This window comes from Aeromonas sp. 2MA4, assembly GCF_029237305.1.
GTDB lineage: Bacteria > Pseudomonadota > Gammaproteobacteria > Enterobacterales > Aeromonadaceae > Aeromonas > Aeromonas salmonicida.
In genome coordinates, this window is the sequence record NZ_JAACFY010000018.1 from 55,568 (window position 1) to 81,152 (window position 25,585).

The 25,585-nt window shown below is 58.5% G+C and carries 22 protein-coding genes; 11 read left to right on the forward strand and 11 right to left on the reverse strand.

Annotation, left to right across the window (positions count from 1 at the left end):
- Positions 1 to 9 precede the first annotated feature (9 nt).
- The 5 genes from ftsZ to mutT all read left to right on the forward strand — a co-directional run bounded on the left by ftsZ (position 10) and on the right by mutT (position 6,589).
- Positions 10 to 1,161: a cell division protein FtsZ gene (gene ftsZ / locus GWQ31_RS17150; protein WP_005305686.1), complete on the forward strand. Its 1,152-nt coding sequence runs from the start codon at positions 10 to 12 to the stop codon at positions 1,159 to 1,161.
- A 101-nt stretch (positions 1,162 to 1,262) separates the two neighbouring features.
- The gene (lpxC, locus tag GWQ31_RS17155) at positions 1,263 to 2,186 is read left to right on the forward strand and encodes a UDP-3-O-acyl-N-acetylglucosamine deacetylase (RefSeq protein WP_017412296.1); all 924 of its coding nucleotides are present in this window, start codon (positions 1,263 to 1,265) and stop codon (positions 2,184 to 2,186) included.
- Positions 2,187 to 2,329: 143 nt separating this feature from the next.
- The gene (locus tag GWQ31_RS17160; protein WP_021140334.1) at positions 2,330 to 3,235 is read left to right on the forward strand and encodes a M23 family metallopeptidase; all 906 of its coding nucleotides are present in this window, start codon (positions 2,330 to 2,332) and stop codon (positions 3,233 to 3,235) included.
- A 59-nt stretch (positions 3,236 to 3,294) separates the two neighbouring features.
- Positions 3,295 to 6,015, forward strand: coding sequence for a preprotein translocase subunit SecA (gene secA / locus GWQ31_RS17165; RefSeq protein WP_021140335.1), 2,721 nt, complete (start codon positions 3,295 to 3,297; stop codon positions 6,013 to 6,015).
- Between the two features lie 166 nt (positions 6,016 to 6,181).
- A complete protein-coding gene (gene mutT, locus GWQ31_RS17170; protein ID WP_099994491.1) occupies positions 6,182 to 6,589 on the forward strand; it encodes an 8-oxo-dGTP diphosphatase MutT in 408 nt (135 codons plus the stop codon).
- A 77-nt stretch (positions 6,590 to 6,666) separates the two neighbouring features.
- Here mutT and yacG read toward each other — a convergent pair whose 3' ends face one another.
- The 9 genes from yacG to GWQ31_RS17215 form a co-directional block, all read right to left on the reverse strand.
- Positions 6,667 to 6,861, reverse strand: a complete 195-nt coding sequence (gene yacG / locus GWQ31_RS17175) for a DNA gyrase inhibitor YacG (protein WP_005314167.1) — start codon at positions 6,859 to 6,861, stop codon at positions 6,667 to 6,669.
- Positions 6,862 to 6,870: 9 nt separating this feature from the next.
- Complete coding sequence (gene zapD / locus GWQ31_RS17180; protein WP_162626251.1) at positions 6,871 to 7,593, reverse strand: cell division protein ZapD; 723 nt, start codon at positions 7,591 to 7,593, stop codon at positions 6,871 to 6,873.
- A 37-nt stretch (positions 7,594 to 7,630) separates the two neighbouring features.
- The gene (gene coaE / locus GWQ31_RS17185; RefSeq protein WP_005314164.1) at positions 7,631 to 8,245 is read right to left on the reverse strand and encodes a dephospho-CoA kinase; all 615 of its coding nucleotides are present in this window, start codon (positions 8,243 to 8,245) and stop codon (positions 7,631 to 7,633) included.
- An 18-nt stretch (positions 8,246 to 8,263) separates the two neighbouring features.
- Positions 8,264 to 9,139: an A24 family peptidase gene (locus GWQ31_RS17190; protein ID WP_275909878.1), complete on the reverse strand. Its 876-nt coding sequence runs from the start codon at positions 9,137 to 9,139 to the stop codon at positions 8,264 to 8,266.
- Between the two features lie 127 nt (positions 9,140 to 9,266).
- Entirely contained in the window at positions 9,267 to 10,508 is a 1,242-nt protein-coding gene (locus tag GWQ31_RS17195) for a type II secretion system F family protein (protein ID WP_275909879.1), read from the reverse strand.
- A 132-nt stretch (positions 10,509 to 10,640) separates the two neighbouring features.
- Positions 10,641 to 12,347, reverse strand: a complete 1,707-nt coding sequence (gene tapB / locus GWQ31_RS17200) for a PilB family type IVa pilus assembly ATPase TapB (protein WP_058394588.1) — start codon at positions 12,345 to 12,347, stop codon at positions 10,641 to 10,643.
- Between the two features lie 9 nt (positions 12,348 to 12,356).
- Entirely contained in the window at positions 12,357 to 12,770 is a 414-nt protein-coding gene (locus GWQ31_RS17205; RefSeq protein WP_275909880.1) for a prepilin-type N-terminal cleavage/methylation domain-containing protein, read from the reverse strand.
- A gap of 334 nt (positions 12,771 to 13,104) precedes the next feature.
- A complete protein-coding gene (nadC, locus tag GWQ31_RS17210; protein WP_275909881.1) occupies positions 13,105 to 13,962 on the reverse strand; it encodes a carboxylating nicotinate-nucleotide diphosphorylase in 858 nt (285 codons plus the stop codon).
- Positions 13,963 to 13,966: 4 nt separating this feature from the next.
- Complete coding sequence (locus GWQ31_RS17215) at positions 13,967 to 14,437, reverse strand: retropepsin-like aspartic protease (RefSeq protein WP_275909882.1); 471 nt, start codon at positions 14,435 to 14,437, stop codon at positions 13,967 to 13,969.
- Between the two features lie 148 nt (positions 14,438 to 14,585).
- On the opposite strand from GWQ31_RS17215, the gene ampD reads away from it, so the two are divergent.
- The 6 genes from ampD (at position 14,586) to GWQ31_RS17245 (ending at position 23,585) form a co-directional block, all read left to right on the forward strand.
- On the forward strand, positions 14,586 to 15,158 hold the full coding sequence (ampD, locus tag GWQ31_RS17220; RefSeq protein ID WP_212539623.1) for a 1,6-anhydro-N-acetylmuramyl-L-alanine amidase AmpD: 573 nt from the start codon (positions 14,586 to 14,588) through the stop codon (positions 15,156 to 15,158).
- A gap of 276 nt (positions 15,159 to 15,434) precedes the next feature.
- A complete protein-coding gene (pdhR, locus tag GWQ31_RS17225) occupies positions 15,435 to 16,199 on the forward strand; it encodes a pyruvate dehydrogenase complex transcriptional repressor PdhR (RefSeq protein WP_005314150.1) in 765 nt (254 codons plus the stop codon).
- A 79-nt stretch (positions 16,200 to 16,278) separates the two neighbouring features.
- The gene (aceE, locus tag GWQ31_RS17230) at positions 16,279 to 18,939 is read left to right on the forward strand and encodes a pyruvate dehydrogenase (acetyl-transferring), homodimeric type (protein WP_265420986.1); all 2,661 of its coding nucleotides are present in this window, start codon (positions 16,279 to 16,281) and stop codon (positions 18,937 to 18,939) included.
- Positions 18,940 to 19,024: 85 nt separating this feature from the next.
- Positions 19,025 to 20,911 carry a pyruvate dehydrogenase complex dihydrolipoyllysine-residue acetyltransferase gene (gene aceF, locus GWQ31_RS17235; RefSeq protein ID WP_275909883.1) on the forward strand — a complete coding sequence of 629 codons (1,887 nt, stop codon included), beginning with the start codon at positions 19,025 to 19,027 and terminating at the stop codon, positions 20,909 to 20,911.
- Positions 20,912 to 21,071: 160 nt separating this feature from the next.
- Positions 21,072 to 22,499 (forward strand): dihydrolipoyl dehydrogenase, encoded by a 1,428-nt coding sequence (gene lpdA / locus GWQ31_RS17240; RefSeq protein ID WP_059113464.1) that lies wholly within the window; start codon positions 21,072 to 21,074, stop codon positions 22,497 to 22,499.
- 129 nt (positions 22,500 to 22,628) lie between these two features.
- A complete protein-coding gene (locus tag GWQ31_RS17245) occupies positions 22,629 to 23,585 on the forward strand; it encodes a sensor domain-containing diguanylate cyclase (protein ID WP_275909884.1) in 957 nt (318 codons plus the stop codon).
- On the opposite strand, the gene GWQ31_RS17250 is transcribed toward GWQ31_RS17245, so the two are convergent.
- A complete protein-coding gene (locus tag GWQ31_RS17250) occupies positions 23,582 to 23,764 on the reverse strand; it encodes a hypothetical protein (protein ID WP_005314145.1) in 183 nt (60 codons plus the stop codon). The two genes, GWQ31_RS17245 and GWQ31_RS17250, sit on opposite strands and share 4 nt — an antisense overlap.
- A 135-nt stretch (positions 23,765 to 23,899) precedes the next feature.
- Entirely contained in the window at positions 23,900 to 25,546 is a 1,647-nt protein-coding gene (locus GWQ31_RS17255; RefSeq protein ID WP_256685959.1) for a methyl-accepting chemotaxis protein, read from the reverse strand.
- Between the last annotated feature and the right edge of the window lie 39 nt (positions 25,547 to 25,585).

A 25,585-nucleotide genomic window follows, 5' to 3' on the forward strand; every position in this document is an offset into this window, starting at 1 on the left:
AGAGACAACATGTTTGAATTTATGGATAGCCACACTGACGAAGCCGTCATTAAAGTGATTGGTGTGGGTGGCGGCGGCGGTAACGCAGTCGAGCACATGGTTCGTCAAAACATCGAAGGTGTCGAATTCATTACCGTCAACACCGACGCCCAGGCTCTGCGTAACTCCAGCGCCAACACAACTCTGCAGATCGGTGGTGGCATCACCAAGGGTCTGGGTGCCGGAGCCAATCCGGAAGTGGGTCGTGATGCGGCCATGGAAGACAGGGAAGCGCTGCGTGAGCTGCTGACCGGTTCCGACATGGTGTTCATCGCCGCCGGCATGGGTGGTGGTACCGGTACCGGTGCTGCACCGATCGTGGCCGAAGTGGCACGCGAGATGGGTATACTGACAGTTGCTGTCGTAACCAAGCCGTTCTCCTTCGAAGGGAAAAAACGGATGGGCTTCGCCGCCCACGGCATCGAAGAGCTGTCCAAGAACGTCGACTCCCTGATCACCATCCCCAACGACAAGTTGCTGAAGGTGCTGGGTCGTGGCATCTCCCTGCTGGACGCCTTCAAGGCAGCCAACGATGTGCTGCTGGGTGCGGTACAGGGGATCGCCGAGCTGATCACCCGTCCGGGCCTGATCAACGTCGACTTCGCGGACGTGCGTACCGTGATGCGTGAAATGGGTACCGCCATGATGGGTACTGGTTCCGCCTCCGGTGATGACCGTGCCGAAGAAGCGGCCGAGAAAGCCATCTCCAGCCCGCTGCTGGAAGACGTGGATCTGGCCGGTGCCCGTGGCATCCTGGTCAACATCACCGCCGGCATGGACATGACCATCGAAGAGTTCGAAACCGTGGGTAACGCGGTCAAGGCCTTCGCTTCCGAGAACGCCACTGTGGTGGTGGGTACCGTAATCGACCCGGAAATGCACGACGAACTGCGTGTGACCGTGGTGGCTACCGGTATCGGTGCCGAGCGCAAGCCCGACATCACGCTGGTCAAAAACAACATGGTACAAGAGCGTCCGGCCCGTCAGCCCCTGATCAGCGAAGCCCTGCAGTCTCGCGTGATGGAAGAGGCCCCGGCCAAGGTGGTCAACGCCGAGCCGCAAGCTCGTCGTGAACCGGATTATCTCGATATTCCTGCGTTCCTGCGCAAGCAAGCTGACTAAGCCTCTAATGGCACTAGTTTGTTTGTTGCTTAAGGAATGTGCTAAGATGGCCTGCCAACGACCATCTGGTCCGGAATATGAGCTGTTAAGCGGATACGCCCATGATTAGACAAAGAACCTTGAAAACGAGTGTCCAGGCCACTGGTGTTGGCCTGCATTCGGGCCGGAAAGTCACAATGACGTTCCGTCCGGCGCCTGTTAACACAGGGATCGTTTACTTGCGTACCGATCTTGATCCTGTGGTAGCGCTGCCAGCGAATGCCGATCAGGTGCGCGATACCGTGCTTTGTACCGCTTTGGTCAACGAAGCCGGTGTCCGTGTCTCTACCATTGAGCACCTCTCTGCCGCGCTGGCCGGGATGGGGATCGACAACCTCTATGTGGAGGTTGACGCACCCGAGATCCCGGTGATGGACGGCAGTGCGCACCCCTTTATCTACCTGCTGCAAGAAGTCGGTATCCGTGAGCAAAATGCTGCCAAGCAGTTTGTGAGGATCAAGCAGAGCATCCGGGTTGAAGACGGCGACAAGTGGGCGGAATTCCACCCCTATCGCAACGGCTTCAAAATGGATCTCGAGATCGACTTCCAGCATCCGGTATTTGAAGGACGCAATCAGCGTTGCGTGCTGGACTTCTCCGGTGCTTCTTTCGTGAAAGAGATCAGTCGTGCCCGTACTTTTGGCTTCATGCGTGACATCGAGTACCTGCGTTCCCAGAACCTGGCATTGGGCGGAAGCCTGGAAAATGCCGTTGTGCTGGATGACTACCGGGTACTGAACGAAGATGGCTTGCGTTATGAAGATGAATTCGTCAAACACAAAATGTTGGATGCGATCGGTGACCTTTATATGTGCAACCGCAGCATCATCGGCGAATTCCGTGCCTACAAGACCGGCCATGCTCTGAACAACAAGCTGCTGCGTGCCTTGCTGGCCAAGCAGGAGGCCTGGGAACTGGTGACCTTCGAGGGTGAGGGTGCGAAAGCGCCTATCGCTTACTACGATAACGGTCTGGTTCTGGCCTGATAGCTGTGCAACAGGACGTCGGTCATCTCTCCGCACCGACGTCCTGTCATTCATTTTTCCATCCTGATACCGATACCGATTATCTCCCGGTTTTATTTCCCGTGCAGGCTCCTGGCCTCACCTGACCGAGCAGACAGATTTCTATGAGCATTACCCTGATCCTCAACGGCAAGCAGCGACGCAAGTTGCATTTGCCCAAACAACGTCTGGCCTGGGTCGGCGGAATCCTCTTCTCTGTATTGGCCCTGGGTGGCGGCTGGCTCTGGCAGAGCTGGCACCAGAAAATGGATGCGCTCGAAGTGGCGCTGGCCATGGCCGAACAACAGACATCCACTCAAGGGGCAGATGAAGCCCGCGAACAGCTTGCCATGCTGGCCGCCCAGGTGGGCACCATGCAGGGGCAGTTGGGTCGTATCAATGCGCTCGGTGAACGCTTGACCGAGCAGGCAGACCTCGATCCCGAGGAGTTCAATTTCAAGGAACTGCCCCCTATGGGCGGTCCTTCCTATGATGTGGATCTGGAAGTCAACCTGAATGAATTGCAGGATTCCATGAAGCATCTCAGCCAGCAGCTCAGCAGTCGTGAAGAGCAGCTGTCGGTACTTGAATCTTTCATCATGAATCACCATATAGCCGATGCCGGCTTTATTTCAGGCTCGCCTGTCAAACAGGAGCGGGTCTGGATCTCGTCAGGCTTTGGTGGTCGGGTCGACCCGTTCAACGGTCGCGCCAAGATGCATAAAGGGGTCGATTTCCGTGGCAAGCCCGGTACCCCTATTTTGGCGACGGGCCCGGGCATCATCAGCTGGGCAGGCCGCCATCCGGAATTTGGCAACATGGTGGAAGTGAACCATGGCAATGGTTTGGTGACCCGCTATGCCCACAACTCCAAGTTGCTGGTTGAAGTGGGCACGCTAGTCGATCAGGGTCAGAAGATTGCCTTGATGGGACGCACCGGTCGCGCGACCGGGGTCCATTTGCATTACGAAGTATTGAAAGACGGTCGTCAGGTCAACCCCGCACGCTTTCTCAACGCCAGACGGGGTTAGGTTTTTTTCTCCAGGTTCCAGTGACGGAACACTTATATAACCAGAAATAGTTGGTACCCATGATTAGCACACTGCTTACCAAGATTATCGGCAGCCGGAACGACAGAACGCTCAAGGCTTTGCGCAAAATTGTAAAACAGATCAATGCGATGGAGCCTCAGTTCGAGGCTTTGTCCGATAGCGAGTTGCAGGCCAAGACAGCTGAATATCGTCAGCGTCTGGAGCAGGGTGAGACGCTGGATCAGTTGCTGCCGGAAGCATTCGCGACCGTGCGTGAGGCCTCCAAGCGGGTGTTTGGCATGCGTCACTTCGACGTCCAGCTGATTGGCGGCATGGTGCTTGACTCCAACCGCATCGCTGAAATGAAAACCGGTGAGGGCAAGACGCTGACTGCTACCTTGCCGGCCTATCTGAATGCCCTGAGCGGTCGTGGTGTGCACGTGGTGACGGTGAACGACTATCTGGCCAAGCGTGATGCCGAGGCTAACCGCCCCCTGTTCACCTTCCTCGGCATGACGGTCGATTGCAACGTGCCCGGTATGGATGCGTCCCAGAAGCGTGACGCTTATGCTGCAGATATTACCTACGGTACCAACAACGAATTCGGTTTTGATTACCTGCGTGACAACATGGCGTTCTCGCCCGAGCAGCGTGTCCAGCGTCCGCTCAACTACGCGCTGGTGGATGAAGTCGACTCCGTGCTCATCGATGAAGCTCGTACCCCGCTGATTATCTCAGGCCCGGCCGAAGACAGCTCCGCCCTCTACATCCAGGTCAACAAGCTGATCCCGCAACTGATCAAGCAGGACAAGGAAGATACCGAGGAGTACACAGGCGAGGGTCACTACACGGTTGACGAGAAGAACCGTCAGGCCCTGTTGACCGAAAATGGTCAGATCTTTGTGGAAGAGCTGCTCAAGCGAGAAGGGCTGCTGGCCGAAGAGGACTCTCTGTTCTCCGCGACCAACATCAGCCTGCTGCACCACGTCAACGCCGGTCTGCGTGCCCACACTCTGTTTGAGCGCAACGTCGACTATATAGTGCAAAAAGACGAGATCGTCATCGTTGACGAACACACCGGCCGTACCATGCCGGGTCGTCGCTGGTCTGATGGCCTGCACCAGGCCGTCGAGGCGAAGGAAGGGGTCAAGATCCAGAACGAGAACCAGACTCTGGCCTCTATCACCTTCCAGAACTACTTCCGTCTCTATGACAAGCTGGCGGGCATGACGGGCACGGCGGATACCGAAGCCTTTGAATTCCAGCAGATTTACGGCCTGGATACCGTGGTTATCCCGACTAACAAGCCGATGGTGCGCAAAGACATGGGCGATCTGGTCTATCTGACTGCCCAGGAGAAATACGCCGCCATCGTCGAAGACATTCGCGGTTGTGTCTCCCGTGGTCAGCCGGTACTGGTGGGTACAGTCTCCATCGAAAACTCCGAGCTGCTCTCCGGCATCCTGACCAAGGAGAATATTCCGCACAAGGTACTGAACGCCAAGTTCCACGCCATGGAAGCGGAAATCGTGGCTCAGGCAGGTCAGCTTGGCGCCGTTACTATCGCCACCAACATGGCCGGTCGTGGTACCGACATAGTGCTGGGTGGCAACTGGCAGGCCGAGATTGCCCAGCTGGATAACCCGACCGACGAGCAGATCGCCGAGCTGAAAGCGGCCTGGCAGGTGCGTCACGATGAAGTACTGGCCGCCGGTGGTCTGCACATTATTGGTACCGAGCGTCACGAATCCCGTCGTATCGACAACCAGCTGCGCGGCCGTTCCGGTCGTCAGGGTGACCCGGGCTCCTCCCGTTTCTATCTCTCCATGGAAGATACCCTGATGCGGATCTTCGCCTCCGATCGCGTGACCGGCATGATGAAGAAGCTGGGCATGGAAGAGGGCGAGGCCATCGAGCACCCCTGGGTAACCAAGGCCATCGAAAATGCCCAGCGCAAGGTGGAAGGCCGCAACTTCGACATCCGCAAGAGCTTGCTTGAGTTTGATGACGTGGCCAACGACCAGCGCAAGGTGGTCTATGAGCAGCGCAACGAGCTGCTGGATACCAACGACATCTCCGAGACCATTCACGTCATCCGTGACGACGTCTATGGCGCCGTGATCGACGAATACATTCCGCCCCAGTCTCTGGAAGAGATGTGGGATGTACCGGGTCTGGAAGCGCGTCTGAAAGCCGATTTCGGGCTGGATCTGCCATTGCAGCAGTGGCTGGCGGAAGATGACAAGCTGTATGAAGAGAAGCTGCGCGAGCGCATTCTGGACGAAGCCACCAAACTCTATGCCCACAAGCAGGAACTGGTCGGTGTCGAGGTGCTGCGCAACTTCGAGAAGGCGGTGATGCTGCAAACCCTGGATGGCTTGTGGAAGGAGCATCTGGCGGCCATGGATCACCTGCGTCAGGGCATCCATCTGCGCGGCTACGCCCAGAAGAACCCCAAGCAGGAGTACAAGCGCGAGTCTTTCGATCTGTTCACCCAGATGCTGGAAACCCTCAAGCGCGACGTGGTCAGCATACTGAGCCGTGTTCAGGTGCAGGAGCGTGACGTGGAAGCCCTGGAAGAGCAGCAGCGCCAGCAGTCCGAAGCAGCTCCCCGCACTTACACCCATGCCACCGCAGAGAGCCAGTTGGCCGATGAAGAGGCTGCTGCCGAAGAGGGTCACACCACCTTCGTGCGGGATGAGCAGAAGATCGGTCGCAACGATCCCTGCCCCTGCGGCTCCGGCAAAAAATACAAGCATTGCCACGGTCAGTTGACCTGATTGGATCGGGCGATGACAAGGCGGGCCCGGTGCCCGCCTTGTTTTTATGAAACAGGTGAAGACGATGAGGCGCTAGCCTCGGTTTGCAGGTTCGATGGGCGAAGTGTCATTGGATACCGGGCATCATCGAGTGGTCCGATCAAGCCGAGGGCGCAGGGGTAACAAGATGGAACAGAAAAAACGGATCTGGGTGGCGGTTGGCGTCATCGAGAATGAGCAGGGCGATATCTTCATCGCCAAGCGCTCTTCAGACCGCCATCAGGGCGATCGCTGGGAGTTCCCGGGTGGCAAGGTAGAGGCGGGGGAAGACCTGCTCACCGCGCTGGACAGGGAGTTGTGGGAAGAGATCGGTATCCGGGTGCTGGATTGCGCTCCCTTCATGGAGCTGCATCATGACTACCCCGAGAAGCAGGTGTTGCTGGATATCTGGAAGGTAACCCGCTTTAGCGGTGAGCCGTTTGGCAAGGAGGGGCAGGAGTGCCTGTGGGTGCCGCTGGCATCACTGCATGAATACCAGTTCCCGGATGCCAACGGTCCTATCGTGGGGCGGCTGCAAGCCTCTCTGGCGATCTGATTGACCCCGGCTAAGTCATTGCTACGGATTTGACAGCAATTAAAAAAGGGCCTTGTCGGCCCTTTTTTGTGTGCGGCTCACTGCCACTGCTCACCTTCATCCGGGTAAGGCAGCAGGTCCGGGTTGATGGGGCCCGGGATTCGCTTCTCTTCATCAGCCCATTCGCCAAGATCGATCAGCTGGCAGCGTTTGCTGCAGAAGGGGCGAAACGGGCTCTGCGGCCCCCATTCCAATTCGGTTTTACACGTCGGGCACTTTACTTTGGTGACCATGGTTACTCCTTAGCAGCAGGCGAGCTGGAAGGGAACGTCGCCAATCTGTTGCTCTGTAGTGGGCAGGAAGCGCAGCGCGAAACGGTTCTTGTGGCCGCTCAGCGTCGGATAGCACTGCTGGGCATCGGGCAGGCGGATGCGGATCAGTTCCGCATTCTCGGCAGTATCCTGGAAGAAACCATTGGTAGCGAGCTCGTTACTGAAGTTGCCGGATTCACGCCATAGCCGCAGCAATAGGGTAATGGCATTCATCAGCAGATTGATGTCGCTGAGCCAAAGTTGCATCTGCTGGTTGCGAACAATCGTCGGCGTACCTAGCCAGTGGTGCAGTTGCGGTACATCGAAGGCGCACAGACCCCCCGGAATGGAGAAGCGCTGACGGATGGAGCCGAGCAGTCTATCCTCTTTCAGCCGAGCGCCGGGGCGTGAGGCACTGAGCAGGTTGCGAGAGAGCTGGGTGCTCTCCTGCTGCATCTGTTTGATCTGTTCCAGATCGACATCCGGCAGACTGGCCCAGTGGCTCAGACGCTGGCCGAGACGCTCCAGATCCTTGATGAGATCGGCTCGCAGGTCTCCGCGCTCCAGCAATTCTTGCAGATCGAACAGCCCCTTGAAAAAGGCGATGTGTGCCCAGGACTGGTCACTGTCCAGATTGTCGCGGATCTGGGAAAAGAGAGACTCCAGACGAAGATAGGTCCGGCTTTTTTCATTGAGGGGAAAATCGTAAATCATGCCTAATCCTGGCCAGCCATAAACCGGCCTAGTGTACTCACACTTGACTGGCTTGTTGAGAGGCAAATGCCATATATGTCTCGTGCAGCGCTAAAATCCGGCGCTTTATGGTCTCGGCTGCGTCATTTTGGTTGTCCAGCACGTCATCGGCTGCCGCGAGCCGCTCGGCACGGCTTGCCTGTGCAGCGAGAATGGCCTCTGCTTGCGCCCGGCTAACGCCATCCCGGCGGCAGGTCCGCTCAATCTGGGTTGCCTCATCCACATCGATCACCAGCACCCGGTTGGCCAGCTGGGTCAGTCTGTTCTCGATCAGCAGCGGCACCACCAGCAGGCAATAGGGCGAGCGTGCGTTGGCGCACTGGCGCAGCATCTCCTGGCGGATCAGCGGATGGAGCAGGCCATTGAGCCAGGCCTTGGCGTCAGGATCGCTGAATACCCGCTCCCGCAGGCGGCGCCGATCGAGCTGCCCCTGCGGATCCAGCATCTCGGGGCCAAACTGGGCGGCGATGGCGGCTAGGGCCGGTGTGCCGGGCTCCACGACTTCGCGAGCGATGACGTCCGCATCCACTATGTCTATGCCAAGCTCGGCAAACTGGTTGGCAATGGTGGTTTTGCCGCTGCCAATACCACCTGTGATTGCAACGATATACATGGGTCAGTGCACCCTTTTTCAGAGGACAGTGGAGAGATACCAGCGGGTGATGCTATCGCCCCAGAGCAGTGCGATCCAGCCTGCGATGGCGAGATAGGGGCCAAAGGGGATGGGTTTACTCTGGTGATGGTTGCGCAGCAACATGAGGCCAATGCCGAAGACGGCGCCGACCAGAGAAGAGAGCAGCAGTACTATGGGCAGCGCCTGCCAGCCAAGCCAGGCTCCCAGCGCCGCCAGCAGTTTGAAGTCCCCATAGCCCATGCCCTCCTTGCCGGTAAGCAGCTTGAAGGCCCAGTAGAGGCTCCACAGCACCAGATAGCCTGCCATGGCGCCGATGACCGCATCGCCGAGAGGCACGTATCCGCCAAGCAGGTTGAACAGCAGCCCGCCCCACAGCAGCGGCAAGGTGAGCTGGTCCGGCAGCAGCATCTTGTCCAGATCGATAAAGGTGAGCGCCACCAGCACCCAGGTCAGCAGGAGGGCAGCCAGCGTGCCCCAGCCAGGGGTGAGCGTCATGGCAACCACCACAGAGAGCAGAGCGGTCAGCAGCTCCACCAGCGGATAGCGAGCCGAAATGGCGGCCTGGCAGCCCCGGCAGCGACCTTTGAGCCAGAGCCAGCTCAGCAAGGGAATGTTTTCCAGGGCCGTTATGGGGTGATTGCAGTGAGGGCAGCAGGAGCGCGGTACCATCAGATTGTAGCGTTCGTCATCTTCTGGCTGCGGCGTGTCTGAACTGAAATAGCTGCGATATTCGGCCTGCCACTCCCGTTCCAGCATGATGGGCAGGCGATGGATCACCACGTTGAGAAAGCTGCCGATCATCAGGGAGAAGAGAAATACCAGCGAGAAGTAGAGCCATGGCAAGCCGTGTGCCAGCTCGAGAAGAAGTGTCATAACCAACCGTCAGTGTTGAAAAACCATATATGTAGCGGCCGCAGGATACTTGCGGCGCAGCCTCGTAGGTTCGATTAGCGCAGCGTAATCGGACATAGGCGCCATCAGAGAGGCGTCTTTTGCCTCCTTAACCTACCACGTCACCCAGCTTGAAGATGGGCAGGTACATGGCAACGACCATGCCGCCGACCAGTACCCCCAGCACCACCATGATGAGAGGTTCCAGCAGGCTGGTGAGGCCGTCGACCAAGTCATCGACCTCTTGCTCGAAGATGGTCGCGACCTTGGAGAGCATATCATCGATGGCGCCTGACTCCTCACCGATCATCACCATCTGGATCACCATGTCGGGGAAGAGATCCACGGTGCGCATGGCCACGTTGATCTGCATGCCGGCTACCACCTCGTTGCGAATGGCCATGACGGCGGTGCGATAGACATAGTTGCCTGAGGCACCGGCGGCCGAGATCAGTGCATCCACCAGGGGTATGCCCGCCGAGAAGGTGGTGGAGAGGGTGCGGGCGAAGCGGGCCATGGCCGCCTTGTGCAGTATCATGCCCACCACGGGAATGGTGAGGATGAACTTGTCGGTGTTGTCTTTGACCTTCTGGGATGCGCGCCAGGCTCTTACATAAAGGAAAATGCCAAGCCCTATCCCGCCAAAGATCACATACCACCAATCCTGCATGAAGCGGGAGATGCCGATGACAAACTGGGTGAAGATGGGCAGCTCGGCGCCAAAGCTCTTGAAGATGTCCTCGAACTGCGGGATGACGAACAGCAGCAGTATGGAGGTGACGACGATGGCGACCAGGATGACCATGGCAGGATAGAACATCGCCTTCTTGATCTTGGACTTGAGCGCTTCCGACTTTTCTCTGTAGGTGGCGATGCGATCATAGATGGTTTCCAGGGCGCCGGATTGCTCGCCTGCTTCCACCAGATCGCAATAGAGTGCATCAAAGTGGCGAGGGTGGCGGCGCAGGGCATCTGACATCGGGGTGCCTGTCTCCACATCGGCAGCGATCTGGCCCATCAGCTCGCGCATCGCGGCTTTTTCATGGCTGCGGGCTATGATTTGCAGGCTTTGCACCAGGGGGACGCCGGCTGAAAGCATTGTGGTGATCTGACGGGAAACGATGGCGATATCCATCGGTTTGATCCTGGCGCCACCCTTGGAAAAAAGCCCCTGGTTCTTTTTGCTCACCCTGGTGACATTGACCCCCTGCTTGCGCAGTTCGGCCTTGACCGTATTGATGCTGTCGGCCTGCAGCTCGCCGGATACCTTCTGACCCTTGCGATTTACCCCGCTCCAGCGGAAGGCAAAGACTTTCTTGGGGGCATTCTGTTTTTGCGTTAGCGTTGCCATCACTGCATCCTGCAATTGGGCGCTGGCATCCGAGCCACTCTCTTGTTGCCTGGATGCCCTGGCCTGATGGGAATCGTCAAGGATGCCGGTTCGGCATCACCTGGATCAGTCAGTTTGATTGGAAATGGTCTGTCAGTTGGTGGTCACCCGGTTGATCTCTGCCAGGCTGGTCACCCCCAGGCGGGCCTTCTCCAGGCCCGAGACACGCAGGGTTCGCATCCCCTCTTTTTGAGCAATCGCTGCAATTTGCAGGGAGTTGGCCCCTTGCATGATCAATTTTGCAATGTTTTCAGACATTAGCATGATTTCGTAGATACCGACCCGACCCTTGTAGCCTCCCGAGCACTCTTTGCAGCCTACTGGCTTGAACAGGCGCAAGCCGGCGGCCAACTGCTGCTGGGTGAAGCCCAGCTCCAGCAGTTCAGCCTCGGGCACCACTTCCGGCGCCTTGCAGTGATCGCAGAGCTTGCGAGCGAGGCGCTGGGCCATGATGAGGGTTACCGAAGAGGCGATATTGAAGGCCGGAACCCCCATGTTCATCATCCGGGTCAGGGTTTCGGCAGCCGAGTTGGTGTGCAGGGTGGAGAGCACCAGGTGGCCGGTCTGGGCGGCTTTGATGGCAATCTCGGCGGTTTCCAGATCCCGGATTTCCCCCACCATCACCACATCGGGATCCTGGCGAAGAAAGGAGCGCAGGGCGCTGGCGAAGGTCAGCCCCGCCTTGGGATTGACTTGTACTTGGTTGACGCCGGGCAGGTTGATCTCCACCGGGTCTTCGGCGGTAGAGATGTTGACCTCTGTGGTGTTGAGAATATTGAGGCCGGTATAGAGAGAGACTGTCTTGCCAGAGCCTGTCGGGCCTGTCACCAATATCATGCCCTGGGGCTTGGAGAGGGCACGCAGATACTGTGCCTTCTGCCGGTCGTCGAAGCCGAGCTGTTCGATATTGAGCCGCGCTGCGGAAGAGTCCAGCAGACGGATAACGATCTTCTCGCCCCACATGGTGGGCAGGGTGTTGACCCGCATATCCATGGATTTGTTGCGCGACAGCTTTAACTTGATGCGACCATCCTGGGGCAGCCGTCGCTCTGCGATATCGAGTCGCGCCATCACCTTGAGGCGGGCCGAAAAGCGGTTGGCCAGATTGACCGGCGGCGTCGCTATTTCGTGCAGTATGCCGTCTATACGAAAGCGGATACGGTACTTGGTCTCATAGGGTTCGAAGTGCAGATCCGAGGCGCCGCGCTTGATGGCATCCATCATGATTTTATTGATGTATTTGACGATGGGGGCATCGTCATCGGCGGTATTGACGCTCTCATCGAGGCGGGAGTTTTCGTCCGAGACTTCCAGCTCGGAGATCTCCGACTCGTCGATCTCCTCCATGCCGAGGGCATCCTGCTCGCTTTCCAGCAGCTTGCCGATGGCGGCGGTGAGCTTGTTCTCTTCCACCAGCAGGGCTTCGGTATGGAGTCCGAAGCTGAAGCCAAAATCCTCCAGTGCCGACACATTGGTCGGGTCCGACATGGCGATATAGAGGGTGTGGCCCTGGGTGTAGATGGGCAGCACATGGTGTTTCTCAATCAGCTTCTGATTGAGGTACTTCTGCGGGATCTCGGCCAGGTCGAAGGCGGCAAGATCCAGCAGAGGTACCCCATATTCCAGCTCGCAAAAATCCGCCAGCGCCTTGCTGTCGAGGATCTCGTTTTCAATCAGAAATGTCACGAAGGGTTTGCGCTGGGCCTTGGCTTGGCTCAGGTAACGCTGTGAGTCGGACTCACTGAGCAGGGATGAGGCGGCCAGGCTTAACGCCAGGCCGCTATTGGGGCTAGAGGTCATAATAAATTGTTATGAGCAATTATTTGTGGCCCCAGAGGTGGGTCCCCATAATACACGGCCATTATCAAGAACTGGCGTTAAGCTAATAGAACAACCTGTTCCACCAGTTCCTGTATCCGCAGTTCCTGTTCCAGAAATAACACCATTTGTGACGCCCATCGTCGCTACTTTACTGGTTCCACTGGCTCCTGATATTGCAGCAGGTATCCCGTTTGTACCTGCATTACATCCCGTGAGGGTTTGAGTTGATTGTGCGCAAACTTCTACACCAGTTTTATATCCCCCAGTAGCGACGACAACTTCGGTAGCCCGAGCTCTGCGTGTGTAGTCCTGATACGCCGGCAGCGCGATGGCAGCCAGGATGGCGACGATCGCGACCACGATCATCAGTTCGATAAGGGTAAAGCCTGATTGCTTCTTCATGTCAAATATCCTTTTGTCCTTGGTTCCTGAGACGTGCTGGTGGAAAACTATCCACACGTCAGTATCTTATCCGAGCTGTTCGACTTGGCAACAGAGCGCATCGCCTTTGTTAACTACTTTCCTGTCATTTGCGAAGAACTTGATATAAATCATGGATGAAGAGCCTCTACTGGCTCTTTTGGACTGGCGGGATGGGGTCCATCATCACACTCCTTTGCTGAGGGATCCTGCATAAAGAAAAGGCGCCCGTGGCGCCTTTTGCAAGTCCTTCATCTTCTTATATGTCAGGCGAGCCATGATGAGATCGCGAGTCTTTCTCAGCTAGCCTTTTCAGCTAAACAAAGCGCATGGAGAGATCCAGTGCCCTCACATGCTTGGTCAGTGCCCCTACCGAGATAAAGTCGACGCCGGTGGCGGCATATTCTGCCAGCGTGTCCAGCGTCACATTGCCGGAGACCTCCAGCTTGGCACGGCCCTGATTGAGGGTCACGGCTTCGCGCATCATGGGTACATCGAAGTTGTCCAGCATCACTATATCGGCGTTGGCGGCCAGTGCCTGTGCCAGCTCGGCCAGGGATTCGACCTCCACCTCCACCGGTTTGCCCGGATTGAGGCGGCGGGCTTCTGTGATGGCTTCGCTTATGCCGCCGCAGGCAAGGATATGGTTCTCCTTGATGAGATAGGCGTCGAACAGGCCGATTCTGTGGTTCTTGCCACCGCCACAAGTGACTGCGTATTTTTGAGCGGTGCGCAGCCCCGGCAGGGTTTTGCGGGTATCGAGCAGACGGCAGTCGGTGCCCGCCAGTTCGGCCACGTAGCGGGCGGTGAGTGTGGCTACACCCGAAAGGGTCTGCACGAAGTTCAGTGCGTTGCGCTCGCCGGTCAGCAAGACGCGGGCCGGGCCGTGCAGGTGAAACAGCTCCTGATTGGGAGAGAGCTGTTCGCCATCTTGCACTTTCCACTCCACCTTGACCTCACCGCCGAGCTGGGCGAACACTTCATCCACCCAGGGTTGGCCACAGAAGACGCCCGCCTCCCGGGTGATGACCCGGGCGCTGGCAATGCGATCCGCCGGGATCAGCTGGGCCGTGATATCGGCGCTGGCATCCGGTTGATCGAGCGTGGTGAGGGCCTGACCTAGGTCTTCGAGTAGCGCGGCGCGCACGGCGCGGCTGATATCCTGTTGAAACATGCTTTTATTCCTGCAAGGGTCTGAGAAGCAACTGCCTGTCTTTTTGGCGCAATTCCAGCCGGCCGAGGGCATTCATGCCCACCAGGATTTCGTCCCCGCCGGCCGCTGGATTGATAAAGATGGGCAAATCGTACAAGGTCAGCGGACCCATCGCCAGGGTTTCGATCTGACCGGTCTGAACCTGGATGGTGCCGGCTGCCGTGTTGACACGGCTATGGCCGCTCGGGGTCAGTCCGATGCGCTCGGCCACATGCAGCGGCACTGTGACCCGGGTTGCGCCCGTGTCCAGCAGCAGTTGCACCGGTTGGCCGTTGATGGCACCCTCCAGACGATAATGGCCGCTGGCATCGGCTTTGAGCAGCAGGTCGCCGCTGGCGGTCACGGTCGGTTGCGAGCTGTGGTGGAAATAGAGGGTCAGCAGCCCCATCAGAGAGAGCCAGGCCAGCAACCAGAAGCGGCGTGCCATAGGGTGCATATCCTTTCCTGCGTTGGGCAACAGAGGGCTCAGCCTATCACAGTTGCCTGACTGGATTCAGGCGATTGCGGCGACCGTGAGAGGCGGATCATCTTGCTGCCCAGTCTCCCTTGTCAAATGCGCAATTCCATTGCAGAACGAGTAGATGATGACCCAGCCTAAAGCAGTTTTTTCCATTGATTCAGACGGTTGGTGTGAGCAGGCACGCAAGGTGCCGTCACCGCACCACAACGAGCGGGCCAGTGTGGACGATATCTCCCTGCTGGTGGTACACGGTATCAGCCTGCCGCCAGGGGAGTTCGGCGGTCCCTGGATTGACGATCTCTTTCTGGGCCGGCTCGATCCGACCGCGCATCCCTATTTCGCCGGCATTCATCAGCTGCGGGTCTCGGCCCACTGCCTGATCCGGCGGGACGGTGAGCTGGTGCAATACGTGCCGTTTGGCGCACGCGCCTGGCATGCCGGTGTATCGAGCTGGGAGGGGAGAGAGGCCTGCAACGATTTTTCCATCGGCATCGAGCTGGAGGGGACCGACGAGCAGCCCTACAGCGATGCGCAATATGAGGTACTGTCAGGGCTCAGTCGAACCATATCTCGCCATTATCCTGCCATTACTGCGCAACGGATTGTCGGTCATTGTGATATTGCCCCCGGGCGCAAGACGGATCCGGGTGACAGTTTCGAATGGCAGCGCTATCGGCAAATGCTCAACTTTAAGTAAATATTCTAAAGATAAGTTAGTGTTTTTAAAATCAATGGCTTGCCTTTGTGGCAGGCCGTTTTTTCCTGCTGTTGATCAAATGTTGCCTGTGAGCCAGCTCAAAAATATTGGTCAGACCAATTTCTATGAGCTAAATCATAAATCCCTCTTTTTACCCCTTAAGTGGCAAGGTTGAACCTTGATTCAGATCATCTTTTGGGTGGACTTTTTCCAAGCCCTCTGCTAATTTTCGCCCCATTCATGAAATTGGTAATACCAATTTAACAAAGCAGCCTCATGCCCTATCTCAAGATTACTCAACCCAAGCTGGCCGACGCCATTGTCGCCGAGTTGGAACAGATGATTCTGGAAGGCAGTTTGCAACCGGGCCAGAAGTTGCCGCCCGAGCGGGAACTCGCCATCCAGTTTCAGGTATCGCGCCCCTCCCTGCGCGAAGCCATCCAGCGCCTGGAAGCCAGAGGACTCTTGTATCGCCGTCAGGGCGGTGGCACTTACGTACAAAATGCCTTGAGCAAGGGGATCGCCGATCCCCTGTTCGAGCTGCTCAGCACCCACCCGGAAGCCCAGTATGACCTGCTGGAGTTTCGTCACGCGCTGGAAGGCATCTGTGCCTACTATGCTGCGTTGCGGGGAACCGATGCCGACTTCGAGCGGATACGCAATGCGCAGTCCGCCATCGAGGAGGCTGGCCAGCAAGGTTCGCTGGTCACCGAATCCGCCGCTGTTACCCAGTTTTATCTGGCGGTGGCCGAGGCGTCCCACAACGTGGTGCTGCTGCACCTGTTGCGGGCCATGGGCCCCATGCTTGAGCAGAACATTTTACGCAATAACGAAATTTTGAATCGCCGTCCGGGAGTGGTAGCCAAGATCCGTCGCCATCGTGCGCATCTGATCGAGGCTATCCTGTCGGGGGCTCCGGAGCGGGCCAGGGCTGCTTGTCATGAGCACCTGGCCTTTATCGAGGACACCTTGTTGGATATGCAGAGGGAAGACAGCCGGATCCAGCGATCCATGCGTCGGATCCGTCAGCAGGAAAACTAATCCCACAAGGCTTTATTGTCGAATGCTTGCGCCCTTCGCCGTGCAATGCCGTGCAATCACAACAAAATAGGAACCAGCCATGTCTGATATCCTGAAGAACGATGTGGACCCGATAGAAACGCTGGAGTGGCTTGCCTCTCTGGAATCCCTGCTGCGTGAAGAGGGTCCGCAACGCGCTCAGTTCATTCTTGAACAACTGGCCGAGAAAGCCCGCGTGAGCGGTGTGGACGTGGCTGCCAAGGCGAATCGCGACTACATCAACACCATCCCGTCCAGTGACGAACCGGCTTACCCGGGCGATCTGGAGATGGAACGTCGCATCCGCGCCATCATCCGCTGGAACGCCATGATGATAGTGCTGCGCGCCTCCAAGAAAGACCTGGACCTCGGCGGTCACATGTCTTCCTTCGCTTCCTCTGCGACCATCTACGAAGTTTGCTACAACCACTTCTTCCGCGCTCGCAGCGAGAAGGACGGTGGTGATCTGGTTTACTTCCAGGGTCACATCTCCCCGGGCATCTACGCCCGTGCGTTCGCTGAAGGTCGTCTGACCGAAGATCAGCTGGACAACTTCCGTCAGGAAGTGGACGGCAAGGGTATCCCTTCCTATCCGCACCCGAAACTGATGCCGGACTTCTGGCAGTTCCCGACCGTTTCCATGGGTCTGGGCCCTATCGCCGCCATCTATCAGGCCCGCTTCCTGAAGTACCTGACCGACCGTGGCATCAAGGATTGCTCCGAGCAGACCGTTTACGCCTTCCTGGGTGACGGCGAGATGGACGAGCCGGAAGCCAAGGGTGCCCTGACCGTTGCCGTGCGTGAAAAGCTCGACAACCTGGTCTTCGTGGTCAACTGCAACCTGCAGCGTCTGGATGGTCCGGTCGTAGGTAACGGCAAGGTCATCAACGAGCTGGAAGGCCTGTTCGCAGGTGCCGGCTGGGATGTCACCAAGGTTATCTGGGGTCGCAAGTGGGATGAGCTGCTGAAGAAAGACACTTCCGGCAAGCTGATCCAGCTGATGAACGAAACCGTGGACGGCGACTATCAGACCATGAAGTCCCGCGATGGCGGCTACGTGCGTGAGCACTTCTTCAACCGTTACCCGGAAACCGCCGCGCTGGTCAAAGACATGACCGACGAGGAGATCTTCGCCCTGAACCGCGGTGGTCACGACCCCCGCAAACTGTTCGCCGCTTTCTCCAAAGCCGCAGCGACCAAGGGCAAGCCGACCGTCATCCTGGCCAAGACCATCAAGGGTTACGGCATGGGCGACGCGGCCGAAGGCAAGAACATAGCTCACCAGGTCAAGAAGATGGATCTGGGCTCTGTGCGTCACCTGCGCGATCGTTTCAGCCTGCCGGTCACCGACGAGCAGCTGGAAAACCTGCCGTACCTGAAGATCGAAGAGGGTACCGAAGAGCACAAATACCTGCACGCCCGCCGTGCCGCGCTCAAAGGCTATGTACCGACCCGTCTGCGTGAGACCACCACCAAGCTGGACATCCCGGCGCTGGAGACCTTTGGTCCCCTGCTAGGCGAGCAGGCTCGCGAGATCTCCACCACAATGGCGTTCGTGCGTTCCCTGAACGTGCTGCTGAAAGACAAGTCCATCGGCAAGCGCATAGTGCCGATCCTGGCTGACGAAGCCCGTACCTTCGGTATGGAAGGTCTGTTCCGCCAGATCGGTATCTACAGCCCGCACGGTCAGCAGTACACCCCGCAAGACCGCGACATCGTCTCCTACTACAAGGAAGACAAGCAGGGTCAGGTTCTGCAAGACGGTATCAACGAGCTGGGCGCCATGTCCTCCTGGCTGGCTGCTGCGACCTCTTACAGCACCAACGATTGCCCGATGATCCCGTTCTACATCTACTACTCCATGTTCGGCTTCCAGCGCGTCGGCGACATGGCGTGGGCAGCCGGTGACCAGCAAGCCCGTGGCTTCCTGCTGGGCGCGACCTCGGGTCGTACCACCCTTAACGGTGAAGGTCTGCAGCACGAAGATGGTCACAGCCATATCCTGGCGAACACCATCCCGAACTGCATCTCCTATGACCCGTCCTACGCCTATGAAGTAGCGGTTATCGTCCAGGACGGCCTGCGTCGCATGTACGGTGAGAAGCCGGAGAACGTCTTCTACTACATCACTACCCTGAACGAAAACTATGCCATGCCGGCCATGCCGGAAGGTGCAGAAGAGGGTATTCGCAAGGGTATCTACAAGCTGGAAACCGTTGCCGGCACCAAGGGCAAGGTACAGCTGCTGGGTTGTGGTTCCATCCTGGGTCATGTGCGCACCGCCGCCCAGATCCTGGCCAGCGAATACGGCGTGGGTTCCGACGTGTTCAGCGTCACCTCCTTCAACGAACTGGCCCGTGACGGTCAGGACGTGGATCGCTGGAACATGCTGCACCCGACCGCCGAGGCTCGCGTACCCTACATCGCGACCGTACTGGGTTCTGAAGCCACCATAGCCGCGACCGACTACATGAAGTCCTTCGCTGATCAGGTGCGTGCCTTCGTACCGACCGAGCACTACCGTGTGCTGGGTACCGACGGTTACGGCCGTTCCGACAGCCGTGCCAACCTGCGTCGTCACTTCGAAGTGAACGAATTCTACGTGGTTGTTGCTGCCCTGACCGAACTGGCCAAGCGCGGCGAGATAGACAAGCAGGTTGTGGCTGACGCCATCGCCAAGTACGGCATCGATGCCGACAAGGTCAACCCGCTGTACGCGTAAGAGGATCGAGTGCAGTGCCGGGACACATTGCCCGGCACTGCCTTGCAAAGGTTAACGCGACAGACGCGTAAGAGGATAAAGCACTATGTCCAAACAGATTATGGTTCCGGATATCGGCGCCGATGAAGTTGAAGTCACCGAGATCATGGTGGCCGTGGGTGACAAGGTCGAGCTTGACCAGTCCCTGATTGCCGTGGAAGGTGACAAAGCCTCCATGGAAGTACCGGCACCGGCTGCCGGTATCGTCAAAGAGATCCTGATCAAGGTGGGTGACAAGGTTGCCACCGGTTCCCAGATCATGATCTTCGAAGCGGAAGGCGCTGCTGCGCCGGCGCCTGCCCAGGCTGCCGCCCCTGTTGCTGCTGCCGCTCCCGCTACCCCTGTGGCCGCCGCGCGCAAAGATGTGCACGTACCGGACATAGGTGACGACGAAGTGGACGTGACCGAAATCATGGTTGCCGTGGGCGACATGGTTGAAGCCGACCAGTCCATCATTGCCGTGGAAGGTGACAAGGCCTCCATGGAAGTGCCTGCGCCGTTCGCGGGCCGCGTGGTCGAGATCAAGGTTGCTGCTGGCGCCAAGGTGTCTACCGGTTCTCTGGTGATGGTATTTGAAGTGGCGGGTGCCGCGCCTGCCGCCGTTGCTGCGCCGGTTGAGACTGCTGCTCCCGTGGCTGCTGCCCCTGTGGCCGCCGCTGCCAAAGAGGTCAATGTACCTGACATCGGCGGTGACGAAGTCGAAGTGACCGAGATCATGGTCGCCGTGGGTGACAAGGTCGACGCCGACCAGTCCCTGATCGCCGTGGAAGGTGACAAGGCCTCCATGGAAGTGCCTGCACCGTTCGCCGGCATCGTCAAAGAGATCAAGGTGAAGGCGGGTGACAAGGTCTCCACCGGTTCCCTGATCATGGTATTCGAAGTGGCAGGTGCTGCTCCGGCCGCTGCCGCTCCGGTTGCTCAGGCCGCCGCCCCGGTCGCGGCTGCCCCTGTTGCCGCTGCTCCGGCTCCGGTTGCCCAAGCTGCTGCCGCTTCCGACTTCGTTGCCAATGACGCTTACGTACATGCCGCACCGGCCGTACGTCGCCTGGCCCGTGAGTTCGGTATCAACCTGGCCAAGGTGAAAGCCTCCGGTCGCAAGGGTCGCATCGTCAAAGAAGACGTGCAGGCCTATGTGAAGGATGCGGTCAAGCGTGCCGAGTCTGCCCCGGCAGCCGGTACCGGCACTGGCATGAGTGTCCTGCCATGGCCCAAGGTTGACTTCAGCAAGTTCGGTCCGGTCGAAGAGCTGGAACTGACCCGGATCCAGAAGATCTCCGGTCCTGCCCTGCATCGCAACTGGGCCATGATCCCGCACGTCACCCAGTTCGACGAAGCCGATACCACGGATCTGGAAGCGTTCCGCAAAGAGCAGAACCTGCTGGCCGAGAAGCAGAAGCTGGATGTGAAGATCACCCCGCTGGTGTTCATCCTGAAAGCCGCCGCCAAGGCCCTGGAAGCACACCCACGCTTCTGCAGCGCCCTGTCCGAAGACGGCAGCAAGCTGATCATGAAGAAGTACATCCACATCGGTGTGGCGGTAGACACTCCGGGGGGCCTGGTGGTTCCTGTGGTGCGTGACGTCAACAAGAAGGGTATCTACGAGCTGTCTCGCGATCTGGCCGAGATCTCCAAGAAGGCTCGTGCCGGCAAGTTGACTGCTGCCGACATGCAGGGCGGTTGCTTCACCATCTCCAGCCTGGGTGGCATCGGCGGTACCAGCTTTACCCCGATTGTCAACGCGCCGGAAGTGGCCATCCTCGGTGTTTCCAAGTCCGAGATGAAGCCGAAGTGGAATGGCAAGGAGTTCGTGCCTCGCCTGATGCTGCCGCTGGCCCTGAGCTATGACCACAGGGTCATAGACGGTGCTGACGGAGCCCGCTTCGTCACCACTTTGAGTGGTGTGTTGTCCGACATTCGTCGATTGGTCCTGTAAGTGAGAGGGCGGGCCCAGAGCCTGCCCTTTTTACTTCTCATTTCATTAACAGGATTGTAAACTTGCCCCGTTTTTTCACGGTTGCAGCCGCCTTGTTTGGCATTGAGTTGGCATAAGACTGCGCCGTCCGGGGATATATAAGAACGACAAAGAGGTCATGATGAGTAAAGAAATCAAAACTCAGGTCGTAGTACTGGGTGCTGGCCCTGCCGGTTATTCCGCTGCTTTCCGTGCCGCCGATCTGGGTCTGGATACCATTATCGTCGAGCGTTACTCCACCCTGGGTGGCGTCTGCCTGAACGTGGGTTGTATCCCGTCCAAGGCACTGCTGCACGTCGCCAAAGTCATTGAAGAAGCCAAGGCACTGTCCGAACACGGCATCATCTTCGGTGCCCCGCAGACCGACATCGACAAGGTTCGCCTGTGGAAAGAGAAGGTCATCAACCAGCTGACCGGCGGTCTGGCTGGTATGGCCAAGATGCGTAAAGTTCAGGTGGTCAACGGTTTCGGCAAGTTTACCGGCCCGAACACCCTCGAAGTGGAAGGTGCTGACGGCAAGACGACCGTGACCTTCGACAACGCCATCATAGCGGCCGGCTCCCGTCCGGTGAAACTGCCGTTCATCCCCCATGATGACCCGCGCGTATGGGATTCAACCGATGCGCTGGAACTGACTTCCGTACCGGGCAAGCTGCTGGTGATCGGTGGTGGCATCATAGGTCTGGAGATGGGTACCGTTTACTCCTCCCTGGGTTCCGAGATCGACGTGGTGGAATTTGCCGACCAGCTGGTACCGGCTGCCGATAAAGACATCGTCAAGATCTACACCAAGCGCGTTGCCAAGAAATTCAACATCATGCTGGAGACCAAGGTCACCGCAGTTGAAGCCCGTGCAGACGGCCTGTACGTCTCTTACGAAGGCAAGCATGCTCCCGCCGAGCCGGTACGTTACGACAACGTGCTGGTCGCCGTAGGCCGTGTGCCGAATGGCAAGCTGATGGATGCCGAGAAGGCCGGCGTTGCCGTGACCGAGCGCGGTTTCATCGAAGTGGACAAGCAGCTGCGTACCAACGTCGCTCACATCCACGCCATCGGTGACATCGTCGGTCAACCTATGCTGGCTCACAAGGGTGTTCATGAAGGTCACGTCGCGGCCGAAGTGATCGCCGGCAAGAAGCACTACTTCGACCCGAAAGTGATCCCGTCCATCGCCTATACCGAGCCAGAGATGGCCTGGGTTGGCCTGACCGAGAAGGAAGCCAAGCAACAGGGGCTGAACTTCGAAGTCGCCACTTTCCCGTGGGCTGCGTCCGGCCGTGCCATTGCGTCTGATTGCTCCGACGGCATGACCAAGCTGATCTTCGACAAGGAGAGCGGCCGCGTCATCGGTGGTGCCATCGTGGGTACCAACGGTGGTGAACTGCTGGGTGAAATCGGTCTGGCCATCGAAATGGGTGCTGACGCCGAAGACATCGCCCTGACCATCCACGCTCACCCGACTCTGCACGAGTCCGTGGGTCTGGCTGCCGAAGTGTTCGAAGGTTCCATCACCGACCTGCCGAATGCCAAGGCCAAAAAGAAGAAGTAATTTTCTTCTCGCAGCCAACATGAAAAAAGCCGCTCTCAGGAGCGGCTTTTTTGTTTTTGATGAATAAAGAGATTTGTTCGGGGCCGATTGCTATGCTGAGGGCTGTTACTTCACGCGATGGATCCTGCGATGCAAACACCGGCCACTCCTGACAACGAACGCCTGCGCCTCGATGTGCTGCGCCGTATGGCCATTCTGGATACCTCTGCCGAAGAAAGATTCGACCGGATAACACGTATGGCCCGCAACATGTTCGATGTGCCCATCTCGCTGGTGTCACTGGTGGATGAGGATCGGCAGTGGTTCAAATCCTGCTGTGGTTTGCCTGTGCCGGAGACGCCGCGGGACATCTCCTTCTGTGGTCATGCCATTCTCGGCGATGAGCTCTTCGTGGTGGAGGATGCGACCCGGGATCTGCGCTTCGCCGACAATCCGCTGGTATCCGGGGATCCCCACATACGTTTCTATGCGGGCAGCCCGTTGCAGATTGGGGAGGGGTACAAGTTGGGGACCCTGTGCATCATAGATCGCAAGCCGCGCCTGCTGGATGAGCGTCAGCGGGACTTGCTGACGGACCTGGCCGGCATGGTGGAGCGCGAACTCGCGGCGATCCAGCTGGCCACCATGGATGAGTTGACCGGCATCACCAACCGGTGCGGTTTCATGCTGCTGGCACACAAATGCCTGCAACTCGCCCATCGTCAGGGGAGAGCGGCGACCCTGCTGTTTCTCGACCTCAACTGGTTCAAGGAGATCAACGATCGGCTGGGGCACGACGTCGGTGACGATGCCCTGCGACAGATGGCGAGCCTCATGTGTGGCGTATTTCGTGATGCAGACATCTTTGCCCGGCTGGGCGGGGACGAGTTTGCGGTATTGCTGCCGGGTACTGGGCCGGCAGAGGTGCCACGGGTGCTGGCACGGCTCGATGAGGCCCTGGCCGGGTTCAATCGGGAGAGCGGCAAACCCTATCGGCTGAGCTGCTCGGTCGGGGTGGGGCACTATGATGCGCTCTCGCCACCGGCGCTGGACCTGCTGCTGCAACAGGCGGACAAGCAGATGTACGATTGTAAAAAAGGGCGCTAGCAGCGCCCTTTTTTGGCCTGACCTGGAGGGCAGAAGGTTCCATTGCCCCCATTGCTGCCATCACTGACCCGGATCCGGGTATCGTCCACGCTGACATCGGCCCCGTGCACCCGCACTGGCCCGCTGCTGCAGGCGCAGAGCAGACTCCCCAGCAACATAGTCACCACCAGCTTGCTCATGATACCTCCTGTTATTTCCCTGATTATGGGGCATTTCCAGGCAGGGGCGGAGGCGAGTTTGCGGGTGTGCGTCATGGCTTGCCGCTGATATGACGAGGAGCGCCGCGGCGCTCCTCGTGTGAGGGGAAGAAGGGGTTACAGCCGGAAATTGCCCACCAGCTTGTCGAGCTCGCCGGAGAGTTGTTGCAGGCTGCGGCTGGCGTCGGTCAGCTGGTGGGCTATGTCGGCAGTTTCCATGGTGAGCTGGTTGATGTCCTCCACGTTGCGATTGAGCTCGCCGACCACGCTCGACTGCTCTTCGGTGGCGGTGGCGACCTGGATGTTCATGTCGTTGATCTGGGTGATGTAAGCGGTGATCTGACCGAGTGCGCCATTGGCCTCGTCGGCCTGGGTCACTACCGCCAGGCTCTGGCTGCGGCCCTGAGTCATGGCGCTGACAGCACGGGCACTCTGATCCTGCAGCCGGTTGATCATGCCCTGAATTTCGGCGGTGGAGGCGGCGGAGCGGTTGGCGAGGTTGCGCACCTCGTCGGCCACCACGGCGAAGCCGCGGCCCTGTTCACCGGCGCGGGCTGCCTCGATGGCGGCGTTGAGGGCCAGCAGGTTGGTTTGCTCCGAGATGCTGCGAATGGTCTCCAGGATGCTTCCGATGGAGTCGGTCTGCGTCGCCAGCGACTCTATCACGCCCGCCACCTGTGCAATCTCGTCGGAGAGACCGACTATGCCGTGGCGGGCCTGGGCCACCACGCCAGCGCCTGCTTCAGCCTGGTCGTTGGCCTGTCTGGCCACCTCGGCGGCTTGGGAGGCGTTGCCCGCTATCTCGCTCACGGTTGCCCCCATCTCGTGGATGGCGGTGGCCACCTGCACAGTGCGGTCACGCTGGGCGGTGCAGTTTTGCTGGGTCAGCTGCGCCTTGCTGGCCACTTCGTCGGCGGTGGCGGCGAGCTGGTGGGAGTTTCTGGCGACCTGCTCGATGGCGCTGTGGATCTTGCTGACGAAGTGGTTGAAGCTCTCAGTGATCTCCGCCAGCTCGTCGTTGCCAGTGAGCTTGGCGCGGGAGTCCAGCGCCAGATGCTCGGCGGCATAGCCGATGTACTGTTGCAGGAAGCCGACCCGACGCTTGAGGTTGATCAGGATGAGCACCGAGACCAGCAGCGAGATGAGGATGGCGCCGCTGATGATGGTGATCATCTGCATTCGTCCGCTGGCATAGCTCTGCTCACCGCGCTGATGGCGCTGCTGTGCCTGCTGGATCAGGCCGTCGAGCAGGGCGTTGGCATCCTTGCGCATGGTGCCATAGGTGACCGTATAGCGATCCCGATAGATGCCTCTCGCCGCTTCCATGTCCCCTTTTTCCAGCGCCTGCAGCATGGGGTTCAGCTCGTTGCTCTCCATTCCTTCAAACTGGCTCAGCAGTTTTTGCGCATCCGCTCTGGCCGCCGGATCCGTCTGGGCGGTTACCGCTTGCTGCATGGCCTGACGCATCTCGGGAATGTCCTCGTCACGGGCATCTTTGACCCGACTGAGTACGCCTCGTTCATCCTTGAGGGACGTATCTTGCAGCAGCATCATGTCGATCCCTACCCGCATGCGGGGGATACGTGATACCACTTCCGCCATGGCGCGCATGGGGGTGGCCGTGTTCTGGTAGAGCTCGGTGGATTGCTGCTGGATGGAGCCCATGCTTCGCAGGCTGGCGCCACCCACGAGCAAGAGGGCGAGACAGGGCACTGTGACAGCCAGGATCAGCTGCAATTTGAGCGTCAGTTTACCTTCTAGCAAGGGAGTGCTCCTTCATGGCTGGCCATGATGTGGTCGATG

What these genes read in the sequence shown, in the direction of transcription:
- ftsZ (WP_005305686.1), top strand. Translation starts at nt 10, where the DNA reads ATGTTTGAATTTATGGATAGCCACACTGACGAAGCCGTCATTAAAGTG.
- lpxC (WP_017412296.1), top strand. Translation starts at nt 1,263, where the DNA reads ATGATTAGACAAAGAACCTTGAAAACGAGTGTCCAGGCCACTGGTGTT.
- GWQ31_RS17160 (WP_021140334.1), top strand. Translation starts at nt 2,330, where the DNA reads ATGAGCATTACCCTGATCCTCAACGGCAAGCAGCGACGCAAGTTGCAT.
- secA (WP_021140335.1), top strand. Translation starts at nt 3,295, where the DNA reads ATGATTAGCACACTGCTTACCAAGATTATCGGCAGCCGGAACGACAGA.
- mutT (WP_099994491.1), top strand. Translation starts at nt 6,182, where the DNA reads ATGGAACAGAAAAAACGGATCTGGGTGGCGGTTGGCGTCATCGAGAAT.
- yacG (WP_005314167.1), bottom strand. Translation starts at nt 6,861, where the DNA reads ATGGTCACCAAAGTAAAGTGCCCGACGTGTAAAACCGAATTGGAATGG.
- zapD (WP_162626251.1), bottom strand. Translation starts at nt 7,593, where the DNA reads ATGATTTACGATTTTCCCCTCAATGAAAAAAGCCGGACCTATCTTCGT.
- coaE (WP_005314164.1), bottom strand. Translation starts at nt 8,245, where the DNA reads ATGTATATCGTTGCAATCACAGGTGGTATTGGCAGCGGCAAAACCACC.
- GWQ31_RS17190 (WP_275909878.1), bottom strand. Translation starts at nt 9,139, where the DNA reads ATGACACTTCTTCTCGAGCTGGCACACGGCTTGCCATGGCTCTACTTC.
- GWQ31_RS17195 (WP_275909879.1), bottom strand. Translation starts at nt 10,508, where the DNA reads ATGGCAACGCTAACGCAAAAACAGAATGCCCCCAAGAAAGTCTTTGCC.
- tapB (WP_058394588.1), bottom strand. Translation starts at nt 12,347, where the DNA reads ATGACCTCTAGCCCCAATAGCGGCCTGGCGTTAAGCCTGGCCGCCTCA.
- GWQ31_RS17205 (WP_275909880.1), bottom strand. Translation starts at nt 12,770, where the DNA reads ATGAAGAAGCAATCAGGCTTTACCCTTATCGAACTGATGATCGTGGTC.
- nadC (WP_275909881.1), bottom strand. Translation starts at nt 13,962, where the DNA reads ATGTTTCAACAGGATATCAGCCGCGCCGTGCGCGCCGCGCTACTCGAA.
- GWQ31_RS17215 (WP_275909882.1), bottom strand. Translation starts at nt 14,437, where the DNA reads ATGCACCCTATGGCACGCCGCTTCTGGTTGCTGGCCTGGCTCTCTCTG.
- ampD (WP_212539623.1), top strand. Translation starts at nt 14,586, where the DNA reads ATGACCCAGCCTAAAGCAGTTTTTTCCATTGATTCAGACGGTTGGTGT.
- pdhR (WP_005314150.1), top strand. Translation starts at nt 15,435, where the DNA reads ATGCCCTATCTCAAGATTACTCAACCCAAGCTGGCCGACGCCATTGTC.
- aceE (WP_265420986.1), top strand. Translation starts at nt 16,279, where the DNA reads ATGTCTGATATCCTGAAGAACGATGTGGACCCGATAGAAACGCTGGAG.
- aceF (WP_275909883.1), top strand. Translation starts at nt 19,025, where the DNA reads ATGTCCAAACAGATTATGGTTCCGGATATCGGCGCCGATGAAGTTGAA.
- lpdA (WP_059113464.1), top strand. Translation starts at nt 21,072, where the DNA reads ATGAGTAAAGAAATCAAAACTCAGGTCGTAGTACTGGGTGCTGGCCCT.
- GWQ31_RS17245 (WP_275909884.1), top strand. Translation starts at nt 22,629, where the DNA reads ATGCAAACACCGGCCACTCCTGACAACGAACGCCTGCGCCTCGATGTG.
- GWQ31_RS17250 (WP_005314145.1), bottom strand. Translation starts at nt 23,764, where the DNA reads ATGAGCAAGCTGGTGGTGACTATGTTGCTGGGGAGTCTGCTCTGCGCC.